18 protein-coding genes are annotated in these 17,640 nt (G+C 52.5%); 11 read left to right on the top strand and 7 right to left on the bottom strand.

The annotated features are described in order from the left end of the window. Positions 1-35 precede the first annotated feature (35 nt). From MHI42_RS08360 to MHI42_RS08325, 8 genes are all read left to right on the top strand, one after another. The gene (locus tag MHI42_RS08360; RefSeq protein WP_342423461.1) at positions 36-1,286 is read left to right on the top strand and encodes a CapA family protein; all 1,251 of its coding nucleotides are present in this window, start codon (positions 36-38) and stop codon (positions 1,284-1,286) included. A 30-nt stretch (positions 1,287-1,316) separates the two neighbouring features. After that, positions 1,317-2,048, top strand: a complete 732-nt coding sequence (locus tag MHI42_RS08355) for a glycerophosphodiester phosphodiesterase family protein (protein ID WP_342424703.1) — start codon at positions 1,317-1,319, stop codon at positions 2,046-2,048. Positions 2,049-2,123: 75 nt separating this feature from the next. Then, positions 2,124-2,747, top strand: a complete 624-nt coding sequence (locus MHI42_RS08350) for a fumarylacetoacetate hydrolase family protein (RefSeq protein ID WP_039310261.1) — start codon at positions 2,124-2,126, stop codon at positions 2,745-2,747. Between the two features lie 25 nt (positions 2,748-2,772). Further along, on the top strand, positions 2,773-3,582 hold the full coding sequence (locus MHI42_RS08345; protein WP_342424702.1) for a DUF92 domain-containing protein: 810 nt from the start codon (positions 2,773-2,775) through the stop codon (positions 3,580-3,582). Positions 3,583-3,649: 67 nt separating this feature from the next. Further along, on the top strand, positions 3,650-4,252 hold the full coding sequence (locus MHI42_RS08340) for a TetR/AcrR family transcriptional regulator (RefSeq protein WP_342423460.1): 603 nt from the start codon (positions 3,650-3,652) through the stop codon (positions 4,250-4,252). A 56-nt stretch (positions 4,253-4,308) separates the two neighbouring features. Beyond that, positions 4,309-6,249, top strand: a complete 1,941-nt coding sequence (locus MHI42_RS08335) for an ABC-F family ATP-binding cassette domain-containing protein (protein WP_342423459.1) — start codon at positions 4,309-4,311, stop codon at positions 6,247-6,249. Positions 6,250-6,658: 409 nt separating this feature from the next. Then, on the top strand, positions 6,659-7,144 hold the full coding sequence (locus MHI42_RS08330) for a tetratricopeptide repeat protein (RefSeq protein WP_342423458.1): 486 nt from the start codon (positions 6,659-6,661) through the stop codon (positions 7,142-7,144). 368 nt (positions 7,145-7,512) lie between these two features. Then, positions 7,513-7,836 (top strand): hypothetical protein, encoded by a 324-nt coding sequence (locus MHI42_RS08325; protein WP_342423457.1) that lies wholly within the window; start codon positions 7,513-7,515, stop codon positions 7,834-7,836. Positions 7,837-8,290: 454 nt separating this feature from the next. Here the strand turns inward: MHI42_RS08325 and MHI42_RS08320 are convergent, their stop codons facing one another. The 6 genes from MHI42_RS08320 to MHI42_RS08295 all read right to left on the bottom strand — a co-directional run bounded on the left by MHI42_RS08320 (position 8,291) and on the right by MHI42_RS08295 (position 13,186). Then, the gene (locus tag MHI42_RS08320; RefSeq protein ID WP_342423456.1) at positions 8,291-9,052 is read right to left on the bottom strand and encodes a hypothetical protein; all 762 of its coding nucleotides are present in this window, start codon (positions 9,050-9,052) and stop codon (positions 8,291-8,293) included. 242 nt (positions 9,053-9,294) lie between these two features. Further along, a complete protein-coding gene (locus MHI42_RS08315; protein WP_171718446.1) occupies positions 9,295-10,338 on the bottom strand; it encodes a M42 family metallopeptidase in 1,044 nt (347 codons plus the stop codon). Between the two features lie 27 nt (positions 10,339-10,365). Then, a complete protein-coding gene (locus MHI42_RS08310; RefSeq protein ID WP_342423455.1) occupies positions 10,366-10,686 on the bottom strand; it encodes a lipopolysaccharide assembly protein LapA domain-containing protein in 321 nt (106 codons plus the stop codon). An 85-nt stretch (positions 10,687-10,771) separates the two neighbouring features. After that, the gene (pepF, locus tag MHI42_RS08305) at positions 10,772-12,562 is read right to left on the bottom strand and encodes an oligoendopeptidase F (RefSeq protein ID WP_342424701.1); all 1,791 of its coding nucleotides are present in this window, start codon (positions 12,560-12,562) and stop codon (positions 10,772-10,774) included. A 213-nt stretch (positions 12,563-12,775) separates the two neighbouring features. Then, a complete protein-coding gene (locus MHI42_RS08300; RefSeq protein ID WP_042212004.1) occupies positions 12,776-12,946 on the bottom strand; it encodes a hypothetical protein in 171 nt (56 codons plus the stop codon). A 6-nt stretch (positions 12,947-12,952) separates the two neighbouring features. Further along, positions 12,953-13,186, bottom strand: a complete 234-nt coding sequence (locus MHI42_RS08295; protein ID WP_036702226.1) for a hypothetical protein — start codon at positions 13,184-13,186, stop codon at positions 12,953-12,955. A gap of 172 nt (positions 13,187-13,358) precedes the next feature. On the opposite strand from MHI42_RS08295, the gene MHI42_RS08290 reads away from it, so the two are divergent. After that, on the top strand, positions 13,359-13,556 hold the full coding sequence (locus MHI42_RS08290) for a cold shock domain-containing protein (RefSeq protein WP_036725228.1): 198 nt from the start codon (positions 13,359-13,361) through the stop codon (positions 13,554-13,556). 237 nt (positions 13,557-13,793) lie between these two features. Here the strand turns inward: MHI42_RS08290 and MHI42_RS08285 are convergent, their stop codons facing one another. Next, entirely contained in the window at positions 13,794-15,038 is a 1,245-nt protein-coding gene (locus MHI42_RS08285) for an MFS transporter (protein WP_342423454.1), read from the bottom strand. 224 nt (positions 15,039-15,262) lie between these two features. Here MHI42_RS08285 and MHI42_RS08280 point away from each other — a divergent pair, with 224 nt between their 5' ends. Together MHI42_RS08280 and pfkA are read left to right on the top strand one after the other, a co-directional pair. Continuing rightward, complete coding sequence (locus MHI42_RS08280) at positions 15,263-16,345, top strand: tetraprenyl-beta-curcumene synthase family protein (protein ID WP_342423453.1); 1,083 nt, start codon at positions 15,263-15,265, stop codon at positions 16,343-16,345. 73 nt (positions 16,346-16,418) lie between these two features. Then, positions 16,419-17,390 carry a 6-phosphofructokinase gene (gene pfkA / locus MHI42_RS08275; protein ID WP_042212012.1) on the top strand — a complete coding sequence of 324 codons (972 nt, stop codon included), beginning with the start codon at positions 16,419-16,421 and terminating at the stop codon, positions 17,388-17,390. Positions 17,391-17,640 lie beyond the last annotated feature (250 nt).

Raw genomic sequence — 17,640 nt, 5'->3', positions numbered from 1 at the left:
TTCTGATGATAACTGGCCTGCTGGCCTATTCTTTCATGGATAACAAAGATAAGGAGAGTTCAGCTCCTCCGGTAGCAGTGACTGAGCCGTCACCTTCGCCTGAAGCTTCTGCAACAGCGGCAGCTCCTGTGGAGGTGGCACCTACAGCAGAGGCTACAGCCAGTCCGGAGCCAACACCAGATGCAACACCGGAGGCCACTGCGCTGCCTACGGAGACTGCGGAAGCCGTGATTACGCCTGTTCCAACGGTTAAGGAAGCGGCAACGGCTGAACCCCAAGCGACAACGGGAAATCCTGGCGGCCTGATATCAGGCTTGCCGGAGAACTCTTCCGGCGGTACGGTGAAGCTGAATTTTGCCGGAGATGTTATCTTTGCCGGTAAGGTAGCGGAGCTGCTGCAGAAGAAAGGGTACGATTATTCTTACAGTGCACTTGACGGGATGTTCAAAAAGGATGATCTGACCGTGGTCAACCTGGAGACGCCGATCACTACTGGCGGTGTAGGTGCCGCGAACAAGCAGTTTGTATTCAAGGGTGCTCCCGAAGCGCTGGATGCACTGAAATCAGCTGGCGTAGATGCGGTCAATCTGGCTAATAACCACACGCTGGATCAGGGGGAAGAGGGCTTGCTGGATACCCTGAAGCACCTGAGCAAGCGGGGCATTCCCTATGTCGGAGCAGGGAAGAACAGCAAGGAAGCTTACTCTGCGCAGTATTTTGAGCGGCAGGGTATCAGGATAGCCCTGCTCGGGTTCACACGGGTGATGCCGGTGATCGAATGGAAGGCCGAAGCAGGCAAGCCGGGCCTCGCCTCTGTCTATGACAGCGCAGAAGCACTCAAGGCCATTGCCGCTGCCAAGCAACAAGCCGATCTTGTCGTAGTCGTTGTCCATTGGGGCAAGGAGCGGATGGAGCAATATGACAAGACCCAGCAGACGCTGGGGCATAGCTTTATCGATGCGGGAGCCGATCTGGTGATGGGCGGACATCCGCATGTGCTGCAGGGGATTGAGCCTTACAAAGGGAAATGGATTGCCTACAGCACAGGCAACTTTATCTTCACACGTTCCAGTCTTCCGGCAACCTGGGAGACGGCTGTATTCCAGGCGGAATGCAGCAAGGAGGGACAATGTTCCCTTAAGCTGAGTCCGATGGATGCTGAGCTTGGACAACCGGTGCCGATGAATGAGGCGGATGGACAGCTTTTGCTGCATAAGGTGGAATCCTTATCTTCCGGTCTGGTCAAGATCCGCAATGATGGTACCGTTGTGCAGTCGGCCCAATAAATCCTACTTCTGCTGGAGGTGCCAATGATGATGAATAACATGTGTGTCGCCCACCGCGGATTTTCCGGCAAAGCCCCCGAGAATACGCTGGCGGCCGTCCGGATGGCGATAGCCCTGCCTTTTGTGCGGTGGATGGAGATTGATGTGCAGCTGACGAAGGACGGCGTGCCTGTGGTCATCCATGATTATTCGCTGGACCGCACGACCAATGGACACGGCAAGGTGAAGAACATGGATTATGAACATATACGGCGTCTGGATGCGGGGAGCTGGAAAGGGCGTGCTTTTCGCGGAGAACGGGTGCCCTCCCTGGAAGAAGTGCTCAGCCTGGCGTCCGGCAGACTGCGGCTTAACATTGAGCTGAAGACCAGCGGGGAGATGTACCCTGGCCTTGAGCAAGCGGTCATCGATCTGGTGAATACCATGGGAATGCGCGAGGATGTGGTGCTGACCTCCTTCGACGCCGGTGTGCTGCAGCGGATTAAGGAGCTGGACCCGCGGTTCCGTACCGGTCTGATCTATGATTCCAGGTCCGGCGATCCGGCCAAAAAGCTGAACGAGCTGGGCTGCTCCTTCTTATCCATCAGCTCCGACCGGCTTAGCCCGGTTCTGGCGAAATCCCTGGCTGAACGGGGCGTGAAGATCATGGCCTGGACAGTGAATAAAGGTAAGGAGATGCGGCGCTTATCCGCCATGCATTCGGATATCATGATCTGTACGAACCGCCCGGATATTTGGGGCGATATCTTTCTGCAGGCCTGACTTAGGATATAGACTAATCCATTTAAACGATCTATTCATTCTAATAATCTGAGAAGAAAGTGAGCTGAACGATCAATGAGTAGAGCGGTCAATAATGTGTACTGTGTGGGACGCAATTATAAATTACATGCGGAGGAACTCGGCAATCAGGTGCCGGCCGAGCCGCTGATCTTCCTGAAGCCGTCGCATGCTGCTGTTGCGCTTGATAAAGCGATCATCCATCTGCCCAAAGATGCGGGACTGATCCATTATGAAGGTGAGCTGGTGCTGCGTATTGCGCGTGATTACGTACCGGGGATGAGTGTGGAGGAATTGGTGGATGTGATGGCGCTGGGCCTCGACTTCACGCTCCGTGATGTGCATAATGATCTGCAGAAAAAAGGCCTGCCCTGGACACCAGCCAAGGGCTTCAAGAATGCGGCTCCGCTGACTCCCTACATTGCATTTCCGGAGCAGGAGGAGCTGGAAGCAACGGATTTCACCGTCCGCAAGAACGGAATTGAGGTCCAGCGCGGGAACGTGCAGAACATGATTTTCTCGCTGCAAAAAATTGTTGAATTCATTGCCTCCCGCTACGGGCTCGGCAAGGATGATATCATCTTCACCGGAACTCCTGCTGGCGTGGGACCTGTAGTGCCCGGCGATTCGTTCGAGCTGTTCTGGGGCGATACGCTAATGGGCACCTGCCTGATCGGTTAAGGCGATGCTATCAGGACTTGAAGTGCTGCAATGGCTGATCGGGGCCTGCGGTGCGCTGCTGGTCGCCGGGGCCGCTTACTGGAAGCAGTCGCTGAGCCTCTCGGGCATGCTGGCGGCGATTGTGATGGGGACGATCTACTTTGGGGCAGGCAATGCCTTCTGGTTCGGCATTCTGCTGCTGTTCTTCATCTCCTCCAGCCTGCTGTCGAAGCTTCATCATGAGAATAAGGCCGAGCTTGAGGCCACCTATGATAAGACAGGGCGCCGGGATGCCGGCCAGGTCTTCGCCAACGGCGGACTTGGCATGCTGCTGGTGCTGCTTAACGCGATTTATCCGCTGGAAATCTGGGGCTTTCTGTTTATCGGAGTCATGGCTACCGTGACCTCCGATACATGGGCAACAGAGATTGGGACGCTCGCTAAGCGGCCTCCCCGGTCTGTACTGACCGGGAAGGTGCTGCAGGCGGGCACCTCCGGCGGTGTATCGCTGCCGGGCACGCTGGCCGCCGCTGCCGGGGGTGCGCTGATCGGCGCAGCCTCCTGGCTGCTGCGGGCAGCCTCCGGCATGCCGCCGCATTCTCTGCTGACGCTGGCGCTTGCCGGACTGCTGGGCGGACTTGCCGGAGCTTTTGCCGACTCGGTGCTGGGGGCAACCGTGCAGCGGATGAACCGCTGCACGGTCTGCGGCCGCGAGGTGGAAGCCTCGATGCACTGCGGTAAGCCGACCGTGTACGCCCGGGGCTGGCGCTGGATGGACAATGATACCGTGAATGCTGTAAGTTCAATTATAGGCGGCGTGGTGGCCCTGCTGGCCAGCTACATAGGAGCGGGATAGGAGATAGGCGGGCCTTAGTTACGTTATCCGGCTACAATTTTATTATACAAGGTTGGGAGGTGAACCGTTGAGCAGCGCATCCGTACACAAACATGCAGCTATTCTGGATGCCGCTTACGAGCTTTTCGGTTCAGGCGGCTTCTACGAAACGAAGATGTCGGAAGTGGCAGAGCGTGCCGGAATTGCCAAGGGCACGGTCTATTTATATTTTGAAAGCAAAGAAGAGCTGTTCATGGCGGTTACCCGCCGGGATTGTGAAGGGTTCCTGGAGCAGCTTGAAGGCAAGCTGGGCACCTGCTCCAGACTGGCGGATAAGCTCTCCGTTATTGCCGAGCACCATCTGTTCTATTATTATGAACGCAAGCAGCATACGAAGCTGTTCTTCCGCGCACCCAATAATAATCCTGAGCTGGTAGACTATATGGCGCAGTTCATGGAAGCCTATATGCAGGCGGTAGTGAAGGTTCTGCTGGAAGGCGGGGCATCTGAGCCGGAATTGATGGCGCAGTCTTATATCGGTATGCTGGACCGTCTGAAGATGGATATCCTGTTTAACCCCGGCTTTGCGGAAGAAGATGCGTATAAGCGGGCAAAGTTTGCTGCGAACCTCTTCATCACAGGGGCGCTGGGCAACTTGAATTCGGCACTCGGTGACCTTCCGTCTGAATAATCCTAAGAGATACTGCCAGACCTGGTTTATAAATATAAGGCAAGCGAGGACAACTGATGAATATTATGACCGTGGAACACCTCTCCAAGAGTTACGGGGAGAAAACATTATTCCTTGATGCATCCTTTGGCATGGACGACAGGGACAAGATTGGCGTCATTGGTGTCAACGGAACGGGTAAATCGACCTTTCTGAAGATTATCGCCGGGCTGGATACACCGGACGCCGGACAGATTGCCATCGGCAATGACGTGCGTGTACAGTATCTGGCGCAGAATCCGCCGTATGAGCCTGGTAATACCGTGCTGCAGCAGGTGTTTGCCGGAGATGATCCGGAGCTGGCTACGATGCGGGAGTACATGGAGATTATGTCTCTGTTGGAGCAGAAGCCGGGTGATTCCGGGCTGGAAGCCAGACTTGTGCGGATCGGGCAGGCCATTGATGCCGCCGGCTCCTGGCAGCTGGAGAGCGAAGCCAAGATTGTTCTGACCAAGCTTGGAATTACACAATTTGATGCCCTGATGGAGAACCTCTCCGGCGGCCAACGCAAGCGTGTAGCGCTTGCCGCAGCGCTGATCACGCCTTCAGAGCTGCTGATTCTGGATGAGCCTACCAACCATATCGATACGGATTCCGTAGCCTGGCTGGAGCAATATTTGCAGAAACGGCGCGGGGCGCTGCTGATGGTTACGCATGACCGTTATTTCCTGGAGCGCGTAGCCAGCGTAATGCTGGAACTGGACGGAGGGAGCCTGTACCGCTATGAAGCGAACTACTCCCGCTTCCTGGAGCTGAAGGCTGACCGCGAAGAGCGCGAAGCCTCGGCGGAGCAGAAGCGCAAGAATCTGCTGCGCACCGAGCTGGCGTGGATCCGCCGCGGAGCCAAGGCACGCTCCACGAAGCAGAAGGCGCGAATCGACCGCTTCGAGAAGCTGAAGGAGAGTACAGGCGGCGCTTCATCAGCCTCGATGGATATTTCCGTGGCCTCCACCAGGCTGGGCCGCAAAATCATCGAGATCCAGGATCTCACGAAGTCCATGGACGGCCGGACATTGATCAAAGACCTGACCTATATCGCGGTGCCACAGGACCGGGTGGGCATTGTCGGCAAGAACGGCAGCGGCAAGTCAACGCTGCTCAATCTGATCGCCGGCAAGCTTACGCCGGACAGCGGCGAGGTTCAGCTGGGGACAACCGTGAAGCTCGGCTATTTCACCCAGGAGCATCAGGATATGGATCTCAGCATGCGCGCAATTGAGTATGTGAAGGAAGAAGCGGAAATAATCAAGACTGCCGATGGCAGTGTCATCACCGCCGGGCAGATGCTGGAACGGTTCCTGTTCCCGCCGGCGATGCAGTGGACCCCGATCTCCAAGCTCTCCGGGGGCGAGAAGAGACGCCTCTACCTGCTGCGCGTGCTTATGGGAGCGCCGAATGTACTGCTGCTGGATGAGCCGACGAATGATCTGGATATCGGAACACTGGCCGTGCTGGAGGACTATCTGGATGAATTCCCCGGCGTAGTCTTTACCGTATCGCATGACCGTTACTTCCTGGACCGTACCATAGATAAGCTGATTGCCTTCGAGGACGGATCAATCCGGCTGCATGTCGGGGATTATAGTGAGTATGAGGAATGGCTGGCGAAGAACGTGCCGTCCAGCGGCGGAGGCTCCGGCAAGTCAGAAGGCTCCGGCGGCCGCAGCGCTGCCGCTGTTGAGCAGAGCGGGAATGCAACGACTGCCGCGCCGTTCCGTGAGAAGCTGAAATTCACCTTCAAGGAGCAGAAGGAATACGAAGGGATTGACGAAGCCATCGAACAGGCCGAGCAGCATCTCGTAGATATCTCGGCACAGATGGAGGCGGCCTTTGCCGACTCCGGTAAGCTGCAGGAGCTAGTGGATAAGCAGCGGCAGGCCGAAGCGGAGTTGGAGCGCCTGATGGAGCGCTGGACGTATCTGAATGAGCTGGCGGAGAAGATCGCGGGTAAGGCGTGAGTTTTGCAGCGCTGCGGGGCTGGGTTGAGGTTGTGACAAACCTATCTCTGCTGCTCTCCTTCGTTGCGATATACAATCCTGCCCAAAATACAACATTTCCCTCATTTTATCGGCCCAAATCCCCGATTGTTGTATAAAAGGCAGGATTACAACTTTTTCAAGCGGCTTGGCAGGATTATTCTTGTATTTTGTACAACAATCCTCCTGAACAACTGGTTATTCATGAATCAAAGTTGCAAAACGTACAACATTTATGTCCGCGCTGCTGCTTCATAACTCTAAGAAGTTTCAATTTAGCCTGCAACGGATCAAGTGTGGGGAATTGACGATTGTCGTATCTCCGCCAGTCTCTCAGCAACTGGCCGGTAACTTGAAGGGGAGTTAAATCTTAAGAAGGAGGACGCTGCCAGTGACAATTACAATTGAGGCTGCCATAGCGCTGCGGACCTCCGGACAAGCGGAGGAAGCGAGAGTCATGCTGCTTCAGCTGCTGTCAGCGGATGACAGCAATGCCGAGCTGTACTATCAGCTGGCCTGGACACATGATGTGCTCGGCATGGAACGCGAGGCCGTGTCCTATTATGAGCAGAGTCTTGCTCATGGTCTTCCGGATGAGGAGCAGAAGGCAGGCGCAATGCTGGGACTGGGAAGCACGTACCGGACGCTTGGGGCGTACTCACAGTCCCGGGAGCTACTGGAGCAAGGTGTGCTTGAATTTCCGCATCGTGCGGAGTTCAAAGCTTTCCTCGCCATGACACTGCATAATCTGGGTGCGCATGCAGAGGCGATGGAGCTGCTGCTTAAGCTGTTGTCCGAAACCTCTGCCGATGCAGGTATTCATAGTTACAGTAAGGCTATTATGTTCTATGCAGATAAGCTGGAGCAGGTATGGTGATATGAACGCGTAATAGGAAACCCGGCACCTGAAGTTCAGAGGCCGGGTTTCTTTTTGCGCTCTAGACGGAAATACAACATTAGATTTCCCTGAAATAGCTATGTACTATATTAGACGCACTAAAAATAACAACTAGCGAAAGAAGCATAATCAGTCACCGGATATCCACCGCGAACAGCGGTAATAATCAAGAAATCTGGGCGCGGGCAGCGGCCGGAAGTCCAATGGTTCACCGCAGTGACGACTAAGCTTCAAATTCAAATCTTAAGTGCATCTTATATAGTAAATTTATGGTAGAATATTCTTGTGTATATGTGCTTAAATATAGAATAATTGTGGCTTCGATCTTACTGTTTGCGGAGGTGTGAATGATGAACATACGACTGAGAGATATAGGCTTAAGTGTCATGTTTGTTTCTGCTGTTTTCTTCTTCGGAAGGCCGGATGTGCCCGATGAAACCAATGATCACATAGAACACAATGCAGAGGCGCTCAAATATTACAATAATAGCTCTGCACCAGTTATAGCTCACCCTATTTCAACTGATAATAAGCTGTCCCGGAGGCATGAGGAAGCTTCAGAACAGAATCTGACTATAGCTGTAGTTGACTCTGGCAAAGGCCCCGTGCAGCTCATTCCGGTCTATAAGAACGGGGATACACCGCAAATTGAACTTGTGCCATCCCGGTAAATTTCAAAACATTACATTCTACTGTTGGATCAGTTGTTAATAGCTCAAACCTGAGAGTGAAGCGGACTGAGAGGCCGCTATATCTTCAAAAATACTCTTTTGGAGGGATGAAGCGGACTGAGTTTCCGTTATCTTATTCATTTAAGCCCGAAATGAGGCATAATCGGTCATATAAGGGCCTCTGAGTCCGCTTGGACAGCGAATCTGCTGGATCTGCCTCAAATAGCGAATTTTCAGTCCTCTTCACCCGGGAATTATTATTCTATAGTGAAAAAAGGTGTACGTGTCTCTCGCAGATACTTTCCTTAGTTCAGCTGATCTTATTCAGTTAACAGAAAGAGTGCTGTGCCAGTTATGAATAGAACTGGCACAGCACTCTTTGGTGTTATAGCTTAGGTTTAAGCGCTGTGGCGAGCAGGAAGGTCAGTGCCCGGGTATAGCCCCCGGGCCCCGGTTATTTCCCGCCCGCTATGGCAATCATCTGCACGACCGGCCGCGAGTCGCCGGTCAGCACCACCTCGTCAGCGTTCATCTGCGATGAACCGTCTCCGTCGAGGAAGATCCCTTCCCGTCCCTCGCCGGGGACGGCCCGCTGCACAGCGGTGCGGAACTCCGCCGCCGTGCAGAGCGAATTCGTGACGAGCAGCCACAGCTTGCCGGACTGGTCGTAGACCAGCCCGGAGCGCAGGCGCCGCTCGCCCTCAAAGGGAAGATGCTCTGCGGCCGCCGCAGCTGCCCACAGCTCTTCATGCTGCAGGTTCATGCTGATCCCGCCCTGCGCCCAGTAATTGCCGCGGTCACTTACCGCCAGGTCGCCGCCGGAGGCAACGACCTGTACGCTGAACGCTCCCGCGGCTCCATCCCACACCAGGGTTCCACGCTCGTACTTCGCGTTGAACCAGCCGGAGCCGTAGCCCTGCGGTGCGCCGTTCACCGGCACGTCGTTCATGATGGCGATGGACAGCAGGTCATCGCCATAGAAGAAGCCGCCATTGATCCCATAGGCGGCAATCTGTCGCAGCGGCTGCCCTGCGCGCCGCAGCACAATGTCCTCCGGCTTCACCGCCATCATATGCAGCTGAATCTCGTCTGAACTCTCCGCATAGGTGTAACTATGAGGGAGGCCGTCAAAGACCTCATGCTCATCATCATCCGTCAGCCTAAGCGCAGCCAGGATGACCGCAAACAACACCAGCAGGACAACTGTGGTAACCACAATCCACCACCTGCGATGCCCCCGCAAACTCTGCAGCCATCCCCCAAACTCAAATCGCGCCGACACAAGCATCCCTCCGCAAACTCCGCAGCATGTCTAATAGCCTTCATAGTCTCCATGATTCAGTCCGCATAGCCTAAGCTCTCCGCAAACTCCGCAGCATGTCTAATAGCCTTCAAAGTCTCCATGATTCAGTCCGCACAGCCTAAGCTCTCCTTGAACCCCGCAGCCATTTCTCTAGTTCAGTGCGCCCCAACATAAGCGGCAAGCAGCTTAGCCGTATTCAGCACGGCCTGCTTGTGTGTACGCTCCATAGAGTGGGAGGCATGCACGCCCGGACCGATCAGCGCGGCCCGGATGTTGTTCCCGCCACGCAGCGCCGCTGAAGCATCGGAGCCATACTGCGGATAGATATCTACCGCAAAAGGAATTGCCAGCCCGTTCGCGAGCTCAATCAGCTTGCTGGTCATGGCATAGTCATAAGGTCCGGAGGAGTCTTTGGCACAGATGGAGACATCGGTCTCCTTGCAGCTCAGATCATCACCCATAGCGCCCATATCCACTGCGATCATCTCGTTAATCCCGCTTGGAATCCAGGCTGCGCCGTGTCCGACTTCTTCGTAATTGGAGATCAGTAGGGACAGGTTATGGAGCGGCTTCCAGCCTTCGCGCCGGATGCTCTCCAGGAGGCCGAAGATGGCCGCTACGCTGGCTTTGTCATCGAGATGACGGGACTTCACATAACCGCTTGGCGTCAATACCGCACGGGCGTCAAAAGAAATGAAATCACCCACAGCAATGCCCAGCTTCAGCACATCGTCTTTGGTCGAGACCATTTCGTCAATACGAATTTCCATGTTCTCTTCTACGCGTTTGAAATCGCGCGCATCGGCATACACATGCACGGAAGGGTGGCTGCTCAGGATTGTACCGGTGTAGGTTAATCCGCTGCGCGTATGAATCGTGCAGTACTCATTCTCGATACTCTGCATGCTGAATCCGCCGACAGAGGTTAAGCGCAGGGAGCCGTTTGGTTTAATGGAGCGGACCATGGCGCCCAGTGTATCTACATGGGCACTGATCCCGATGGTGCGCGAAGGATCAAGTCCGGGAACAGTCAGGATCGCCCCGCCTTTCTCATTCCAGCTCAGCGGAATATTCAGTGCAGCCGCTTCTTCGGCCACAAGAGTCATCACCTGGGCGGTGAAGCCGCTGGGACTGGGAGTGTCGAGCAGTTTTTTGAGCAGGGTAAGGATATATTCTTCATTAGGCTGAATGTTAAGCAAGGGGTGTTCCTCCTATTCGGTGTATGGTTATACCTGGGCTGATCCTTCTGTAGAGAGGACATCATTAGGGACATTCAGAGAATCCATGGCATTGCCTGCATCACGGAGCTTGGTCAGCTCTGCGTTCAAGCTTTTAATCTGCTTCTGCAGCTTATATTGGCGGAAAATCCCGTAGGAACCTACAACAACGCCGCCGATCAGCGCGCAGCCAAGAATGACCAGAATAAGCGGGATGCTGACAACGTCGAAGCCGAAATTAACCGGTACCGTATCCACGTTCATGACTGCGAAAACAGCGGTCAGCAGTGCAAAGAATAAACCTAATATAAGTGACCATTGAAATTTCATAGTACTTCCTCCTCGGGCCATATTGACAATACAAATCCCCTGCCCGCAAAGGGCAAGGGATTACTGTAATACTAAGCTTTCTGCCTTACTTGGTCAACTGTTCCATCTGTTCAATCACACTTTCAAAGACGCTCATTGCTTCGCGGATCGGTTCAGGTGAAGACATATCGACGCCGGCTTTGGTCAGGATATTAATGGAATAATCACTGCCGCCGCTCTTCAGGAAGCCCAGGTAACGGTCAACCGCCGGTTTGCCTTCCTCCAGAATCTGTTTGGCGAAGCTGGTCGCCGCCGAGAATCCGGTAGCATATTTGTAGACGTAGAAGCTGTTATAGAAATGCGGAATCCGCGCCCATTCCATCTCGATATCCTTATCCACGACCATATCCTTACCGTAATACTTCACATTCAGGTCGTAGTAGATTGCAGAGAGGTCCTGAGGAGTAAGCGATTCACCTTCTTCAGCACGCTGGTGAATAATCTTCTCGAATTCGGCGAACATCGTTTGCCGGAACACGGTAGTGCGGAACTGGTCGGCATAATAGGTGAGCAGGTACATTTTTTCCTTCGGATCGGTCGACTTGTTCAGCAGATAATCCATCAGCAGGGCTTCATTGGTGGTAGAAGCTACCTCTGCCAGGAAAATGGTGTACTGGGCATCCCGGTATTTCAGCGTCGTGTCTGAATAGTAGGAATGCAGGGCGTGGCCCATTTCATGTGCCAGTGTGAACATGCTGTTGAGGTTGTCATTATGATTCAGCAGCACGTAAGGGTGGGTGCCGTAAGCTCCCCAGCTGTATGCGCCGGTGCGTTTGTTCTCATTCTCATAAATGTCAATCCAGCTATTGTCGTAGCCTTCCTGCAGCACGCTTAGGTAATCCTCGCCGAGCGGCTTAAGGCCTTCCTTAGTGATCTTCTTGGCTTCCTCAAAAGTAATATTCAGCTTGTATTCGTCCACGAGCGGAGCGAACAAATCGTACATATGTAACTCATCTACTCCAAGCAGCTTCTGGCGCAGCTTCATATAACGGTGCATCAGCGGCAGGCTCTCATGGATGGTGTCGATCAGATTAGTGTAGACTTCCTTCGGAATATTGTCACCGTAGAGGGACATTTCCAGCACGGAAGGGTATTTGCGCACGCGCGAGTAAAATACATTCTTGTTCACATTCGCACTAAGCGTAGCAGCGATGGTGTTCTTTTGCTTGCCGTAGGTCTCATAGACCGCTTTGAAGGCATTCTTGCGCACTTCACGGTCCGGGCTTTCCAGGAACTGGATGTAACTTCCGTGGGTGAGCTCAACTTCCTCGCCATCTTCATTCTTGACCTTCGGGAATTTCAGATCCGCGTTGTTCAGCATGCCGAACACAGTCTGCGGAGCCTGGGCAAGAGTGCCCACCTGAGCGAGCAATGCTTCTTCCGCTTTGGAGAGGACATGCGCTTTCTCACGCTTCATTTCCGTTAAGGTGAAGGTGTAGTCAGAGAGAGAAGGATCGGCAATGAACTGGTCCAGTGTTTCGTTTGGCAGAGCCAGAATTTCCGGTGTGACAAAAGAAAGAGCTTCCCCGGCTTCAACGCCCAGCTTCTTGGCTTTTGAGGAGAGTGCCTGATACTTAGGAGCCGCCGTATCTTCATCCTGGCGCATGTGCGCATAGACATAGAGGCGTTCAGTCAGCAGGGACAGCTTATCGTCCAGCTCGAAGCATTTCTTGAGGGCCTGAGGAGAATCAAGCTTGCCCTGGAAGTCAGAGGCGCTTGTGATTAGCTCCTTCACTTCCTTGTATTCGGCATCCCATTGTTCCTCTGAAGCAAACATATCTTCAAGCTTCCAGCGGTTCTCGGCGGGCACTTCACTTCTCTTGGGTAATTGTTCCATAGATATAATCCTCCTCGGTTGATGGGATGCAGCAGACATAGTCTCGGCTTGCGGCACTGCTGCGGACACATTCCCCGGCAGCAGGCCGAGAATAAGCAGCAGCGGGAGGGATTTGGAAGTAAACGACATGACAGCAGCCTCCTGAATCTTAAAGTAGGCTTAGTATGTCCTGCCAAATCCTGATTATTAATCTTAAAGTTACTTGCGGTGAAATTATGCGAGCATGCTGTAAATAATGAAGACAAAAGCGAGTGCAATCATGATGACTGCAGTTAAGGCCATGCCGCGTTTCAGACGCGGCGGCATCTTGTCCTTGCTCATAACGAGCACGGCACCCAGACACAGAACGACAATTACATAGATTACAAGGTTCTCATTGTTCATTCCCGCTTATACCTGTTTGAAGGCAGCGATGATATTCTTGTACTCTTCTTCATTGTCTTTGTAGGACTCTTTGTTGAAGCGGTTGTTGACCCACTGCATCATGGCCGGACGGCTCATGAAGGTATGTGTTTCTTCTCCCCATTGATCGGAAATTTCACGAAGGATAATATAACGTCCCTGAACTTCCACTGTCATCATATTCCATTTGTCTGTTTTGTATATTTCATGTTTTTTGATCATTATCATTACCACCCTGGCGATTTTTGGCTTTTGGCTCAATGATAACGCACCGGAGAAGGGAAAAGCAAATTAAATCACGAATACAGGGAAAAGATGGATTGCTTTACAAGTATAGATGGAGTATAATGTAAGCATACGCCATATATGGCGGTATTTTTAGGAGGTTGTTCATTTGAAAGGTACAGTAAAATGGTTTAACGCAGAAAAGGGTTATGGTTTCCTTCAAGTAGAAGGCGGCGAAGATGTATTCGTTCACTTCTCAGCAATTCAAGGCGACGGTTTCAAGACTTTGGATGAAGGCCAAGCGGTTGAATTCGATGTTACTGACGGTAACCGCGGTCCACAAGCAGCGAACGTAGTTAAATTATAAGATACGGTTAGGCAGAGCTTCTGCCAGCCGCAATATATATATTTGATGCAACACGCATTTGCATGAGTAGCAACAAGCAACTTAAGCAGCACACAGTTCTCCCGGGAACTGTGTTTTTTTATTTCTTCTATAGAATTAAGAAAGCCATGCTGTTCCCGGGAAGGGATAGCATGGCTGATTTTATAATTGCAGGTATACGGAAGCGGATTATCATCATAGCCTGTCACAATACAATACTCAGAGCGGAGTCCTGGCTTTTCTCCGGAACGGCCGGTCGGGGCCTCCCCCCACATCCATCAGATGCTTGGACAGGAAGCCGATAAAAGCAAGAATCGAGAATCCGGTAGCCACCATATAGAATACAATCCGTCCGGCATCCTGATAGATCAGGCCGCCGAAGGTACCGCTAAGCAGACCGGCACCGCTGGACCATACAACCGTGAACAGTGCCATTCCCGTTGCCCGGAGATGATCCGGGATAATCCGCGTGATATAACGGACGGCGGTTACATAATAGATGCCGAAGGAGACGCTGTGCATAGCCTGAATGGCAACTACAGCTCCCGGCTCCTGAGCCAGTGACATGAACAGGAACCGCAAGGCAAACATCAGGCTTGCGAAAGCAAGCAGCGGCAGTTCCTTGAACTTGTCACCGTATTTGCTCAGCAGGAAGAAGATCGGGATCTCACTAAGAGCAGAAGCCAGCAATGCCCAGCCGATAATCTCATCCCCGGCATTCATTCCCTTGAGGCTGATGGTCAGAAAGGCTTCATTCATGCGGTAACCGATAGCGAGCAGGAAGACACAGCTGAAGAACCACAGCACTTCTTTTTGAAATAGAATTTCTTTAAGTCCGCCGCCTTTAAGCGGTTTGCCGGAAGCGTCCCCGCTTACGTCTGCGGGAGCTGGCTCGCTGCGTTTCACATCCTTCAGTCCGAAGGTAATAAGCAGTGCGGTCACGACAATCACGATGCAAATGCCTACACTATATTCAGGACCAAGTGCTCTCAGCACATAACCGATCGTTAGGGCGAAGAACGAATACCCGAGCGAGCCGAATACACGGATTGCAATGAAGTTCCGGCCGTGACGCTGGGCAATTTTGATAGCCATGGTGTCCGCAAGCGGAAATACAGGGTAATAGAAGAAATAGAAAACGGACAAAATAAGCATAACACTCGAGAAATCTGCGGCTCTGGCGAGAATGATAGCGGTTACCAGCTGGCCTCCGAGCAGGAGGGCCATGATCTTCCGGACAGTGCCCAGACGGTCACTCATCATGCTCCAGAACAGATTGGAGAGAATGGAGATCAGCGGGCCGACAGAGTAGAGCAGACCCATCTGCGGGCTGCTGAAGCCCAGATGTGAATAGAATAAAGGGAAATAGGATACAACCAGCACACTGGTGCCGTATAGGGTGAACATAAAGGATCGCAGCCAGTTTTGATCGCTATATTGGCCGCCGCTCCGTCCTGCATACATGAACCTGCACTCCTCCGGATATGAAATAAGCCTAATCTCATACATTTAATGTCGAACGGGTAATAGTATAGCATAAAGCTGGTGAGGCAGGGGTTACGTGGAAAAACGTTTTTCTGAATCTTTCAAGGTTTTGCGAAAGTGATTTTGTTGTTTGTACAAATACGCTCTGCATATTATAATAATGATGATTTGGATAAGGAGACAACAATGTGGAGGCACTGTCATTGAATGAATTTGAGCAAGGCCGTTACCTTAGTCCGCGCGGTCCCATTGGACTGATGAACAGGGTCTACAAGTACGTGCTGCCGGAAGTGCGGGCATGCCTCGATTTCTGGCGCCAGGATGCAGAAGGGATTCCCGATCCCGAGCTCCGCAAGCAAGCGCTTGCCAGCATTGAAACGAAGCAGTTTCATTGCGAAGGCGGCGGTATTTATGCCGCCGGCAATTTGTCGATGAGACATATACTGATTCCGCTAATTGTTGCTTATCAGACGATCAGTGATTATTTGGACAACCTATGTGATCGCAGTACTTCGCTTGACCCTGCCGATTTCCGGCTGCTACATCAATCCATGCTTGATGCTATTAACCCTGAGGCGGAGCCGGTGAATTACTACGCGCTGCGCAGTGAACAGAATGACGGCGGATATTTGTACAGGCTGGTCCGCAAATGCCAGGAGATGACCTCTCAGCTTCCCGGATACGCAGCCGCCGCTGCTGAGATTCATGATCTGGCCGTATTGTACACCGATCTTCAGGTCTACAAGCACATTCGTCCGGAGCTCAGGGAAGCTGCCCTGAAGGAATGGTGGGAGAGAGAGGGCCATCGTGCACCTCATCTCGGGTGGAATGAGTTTGCAGCCGCAACCGGTTCAACCCTTGGCGTCTTTATGCTTTTTTTGGCCTCATGTGATCCCAAGCTGAGCCTGAACGCATCGGCTTCAATTCGTGCTGCTTATTTTCCTCATGTGTGCGGACTGCACATTATGCTGGATTATCTGATTGACCAGGACGAAGACCGGGCAGGCGGAGACCTCAATTTCTGCAATTATTATGATGACACTGATACTATGCTGAATCGGATCGCTTCCATCGTGGAGTGGGCCCGCAAGGATGTCCGGACTCTTCCCGAGACCTCAATGCATCGTATGGTCATCGAGGGGCTCTTGGCACTTTATTTATCCGATCCGAAAGTCAGCGAACAGCGGGAGGTTCGCTCTGTATCCAAACGGCTGATGAGAAAAAGCCCGCTGACCCGGCTATTCTTCTTCGTTAACAGCCGCTGGATACGCAAACACATGTATTAGTCGCACTAGATGCTGCCGGGGCTCTTTCCGACACGGAGGACATCCGGCGCAAATTTAAGGAGGAACAAACAGAATGGCAAACGTAAAAAAAATCGCAGTACTAACCAGTGGAGGAGATTCACAGGGCATGAACGCCGCTGTACGTGCGGTTGTCCGCAGTGCGATCTACTTCGGAATTGAAGTGTTCGGCATTCAGCGCGGATATCAGGGTCTGCTCAACCGTGATATTTTCCCGATGGATCTGCGCAGTGTGGGTGACATTATCCAGCGCGGAGGTACCATTCTGCAATCTGCACGCTGTCTGGAGTTCCTGAAGCCTGAAGGCCAGCAGAGAGGTGCTGACATTCTTAATGAAATGGGCATTGACGGCCTGGTAGTCATCGGCGGTGACGGTTCTTACAAAGGAGCCAACAAGCTCAGCAAGCTGGGTATTAACACCATGGCTCTGCCGGGTACCATCGATAATGATATTTCCTTCACTGATTACACGATTGGCTTCGATACAGCCGTTGGCGTTGTAGTGGATGCGATTAATAAGCTGCGTGACACCATGTCTTCCCATGAGCGTTCTTCGATCGTGGAAGTTATGGGCCGCCATTGCGGAGACATCGCGCTGCATGCAGGTCTTGCCTCCGGTGCAGAAACGATTCTTGTACCTGAAATGCCGTATGACCTGAATGAAGTAGCCGACCGGATGAAGGACAATTTCGCCCGCGGCAAACGCCACAGTATTGTAATTGTTGCTGAAGGCGTAGGCAAAGGCGAAGATGTGGCACAGGCGCTCAAGGACCGCCATGCTTCTCTGGATGCCCGCGTAACTGTTCTTGGACATATCCAGCGCGGAGGTACACCTACTCCTGGTGACCGCAACCTGGCCAGCCGTCTGGGTGACTTCGCAGTCCGCAAGCTGATTGAAGGCGAATCGGACAAAGCATGCGGAATTATCAAGGGTGAACTGACTCTTACTGATATCGATACCGTAGTTAACACGAAGAAAGACTTCGACACGGATCTGTATGAATTGGCTTCCCGTTTGTCCCAATAGAAACAGCGAACTATTATTTAATATGTTTAAACCCGCCTGGAGACAGGCGGGTTTGTTGCATCTTAGGGACCCAGGACCTTCAACATTTCTGAATTCCTGCACTAAATACAACAATCCCCGCAGTAAATCGACTATATTAATGAATTGTTGTATGAAATGCAGCATTTCCCCTCCTCCAAGCAGATTATCGAAACAATTCTTGTATTTCATACAACAATCCTTCCTAAATCCCAGAAATGTATGGACCCAA

This window comes from Paenibacillus sp. FSL E2-0178, assembly GCF_038593005.1.
Lineage (GTDB): Bacteria > Bacillota > Bacilli > Paenibacillales > Paenibacillaceae > Paenibacillus_AQ > Paenibacillus_AQ phytohabitans.
Note: the sequence above shows the minus strand (reverse complement) of the source record. Positions and strands in the feature narration are given on the sequence as shown.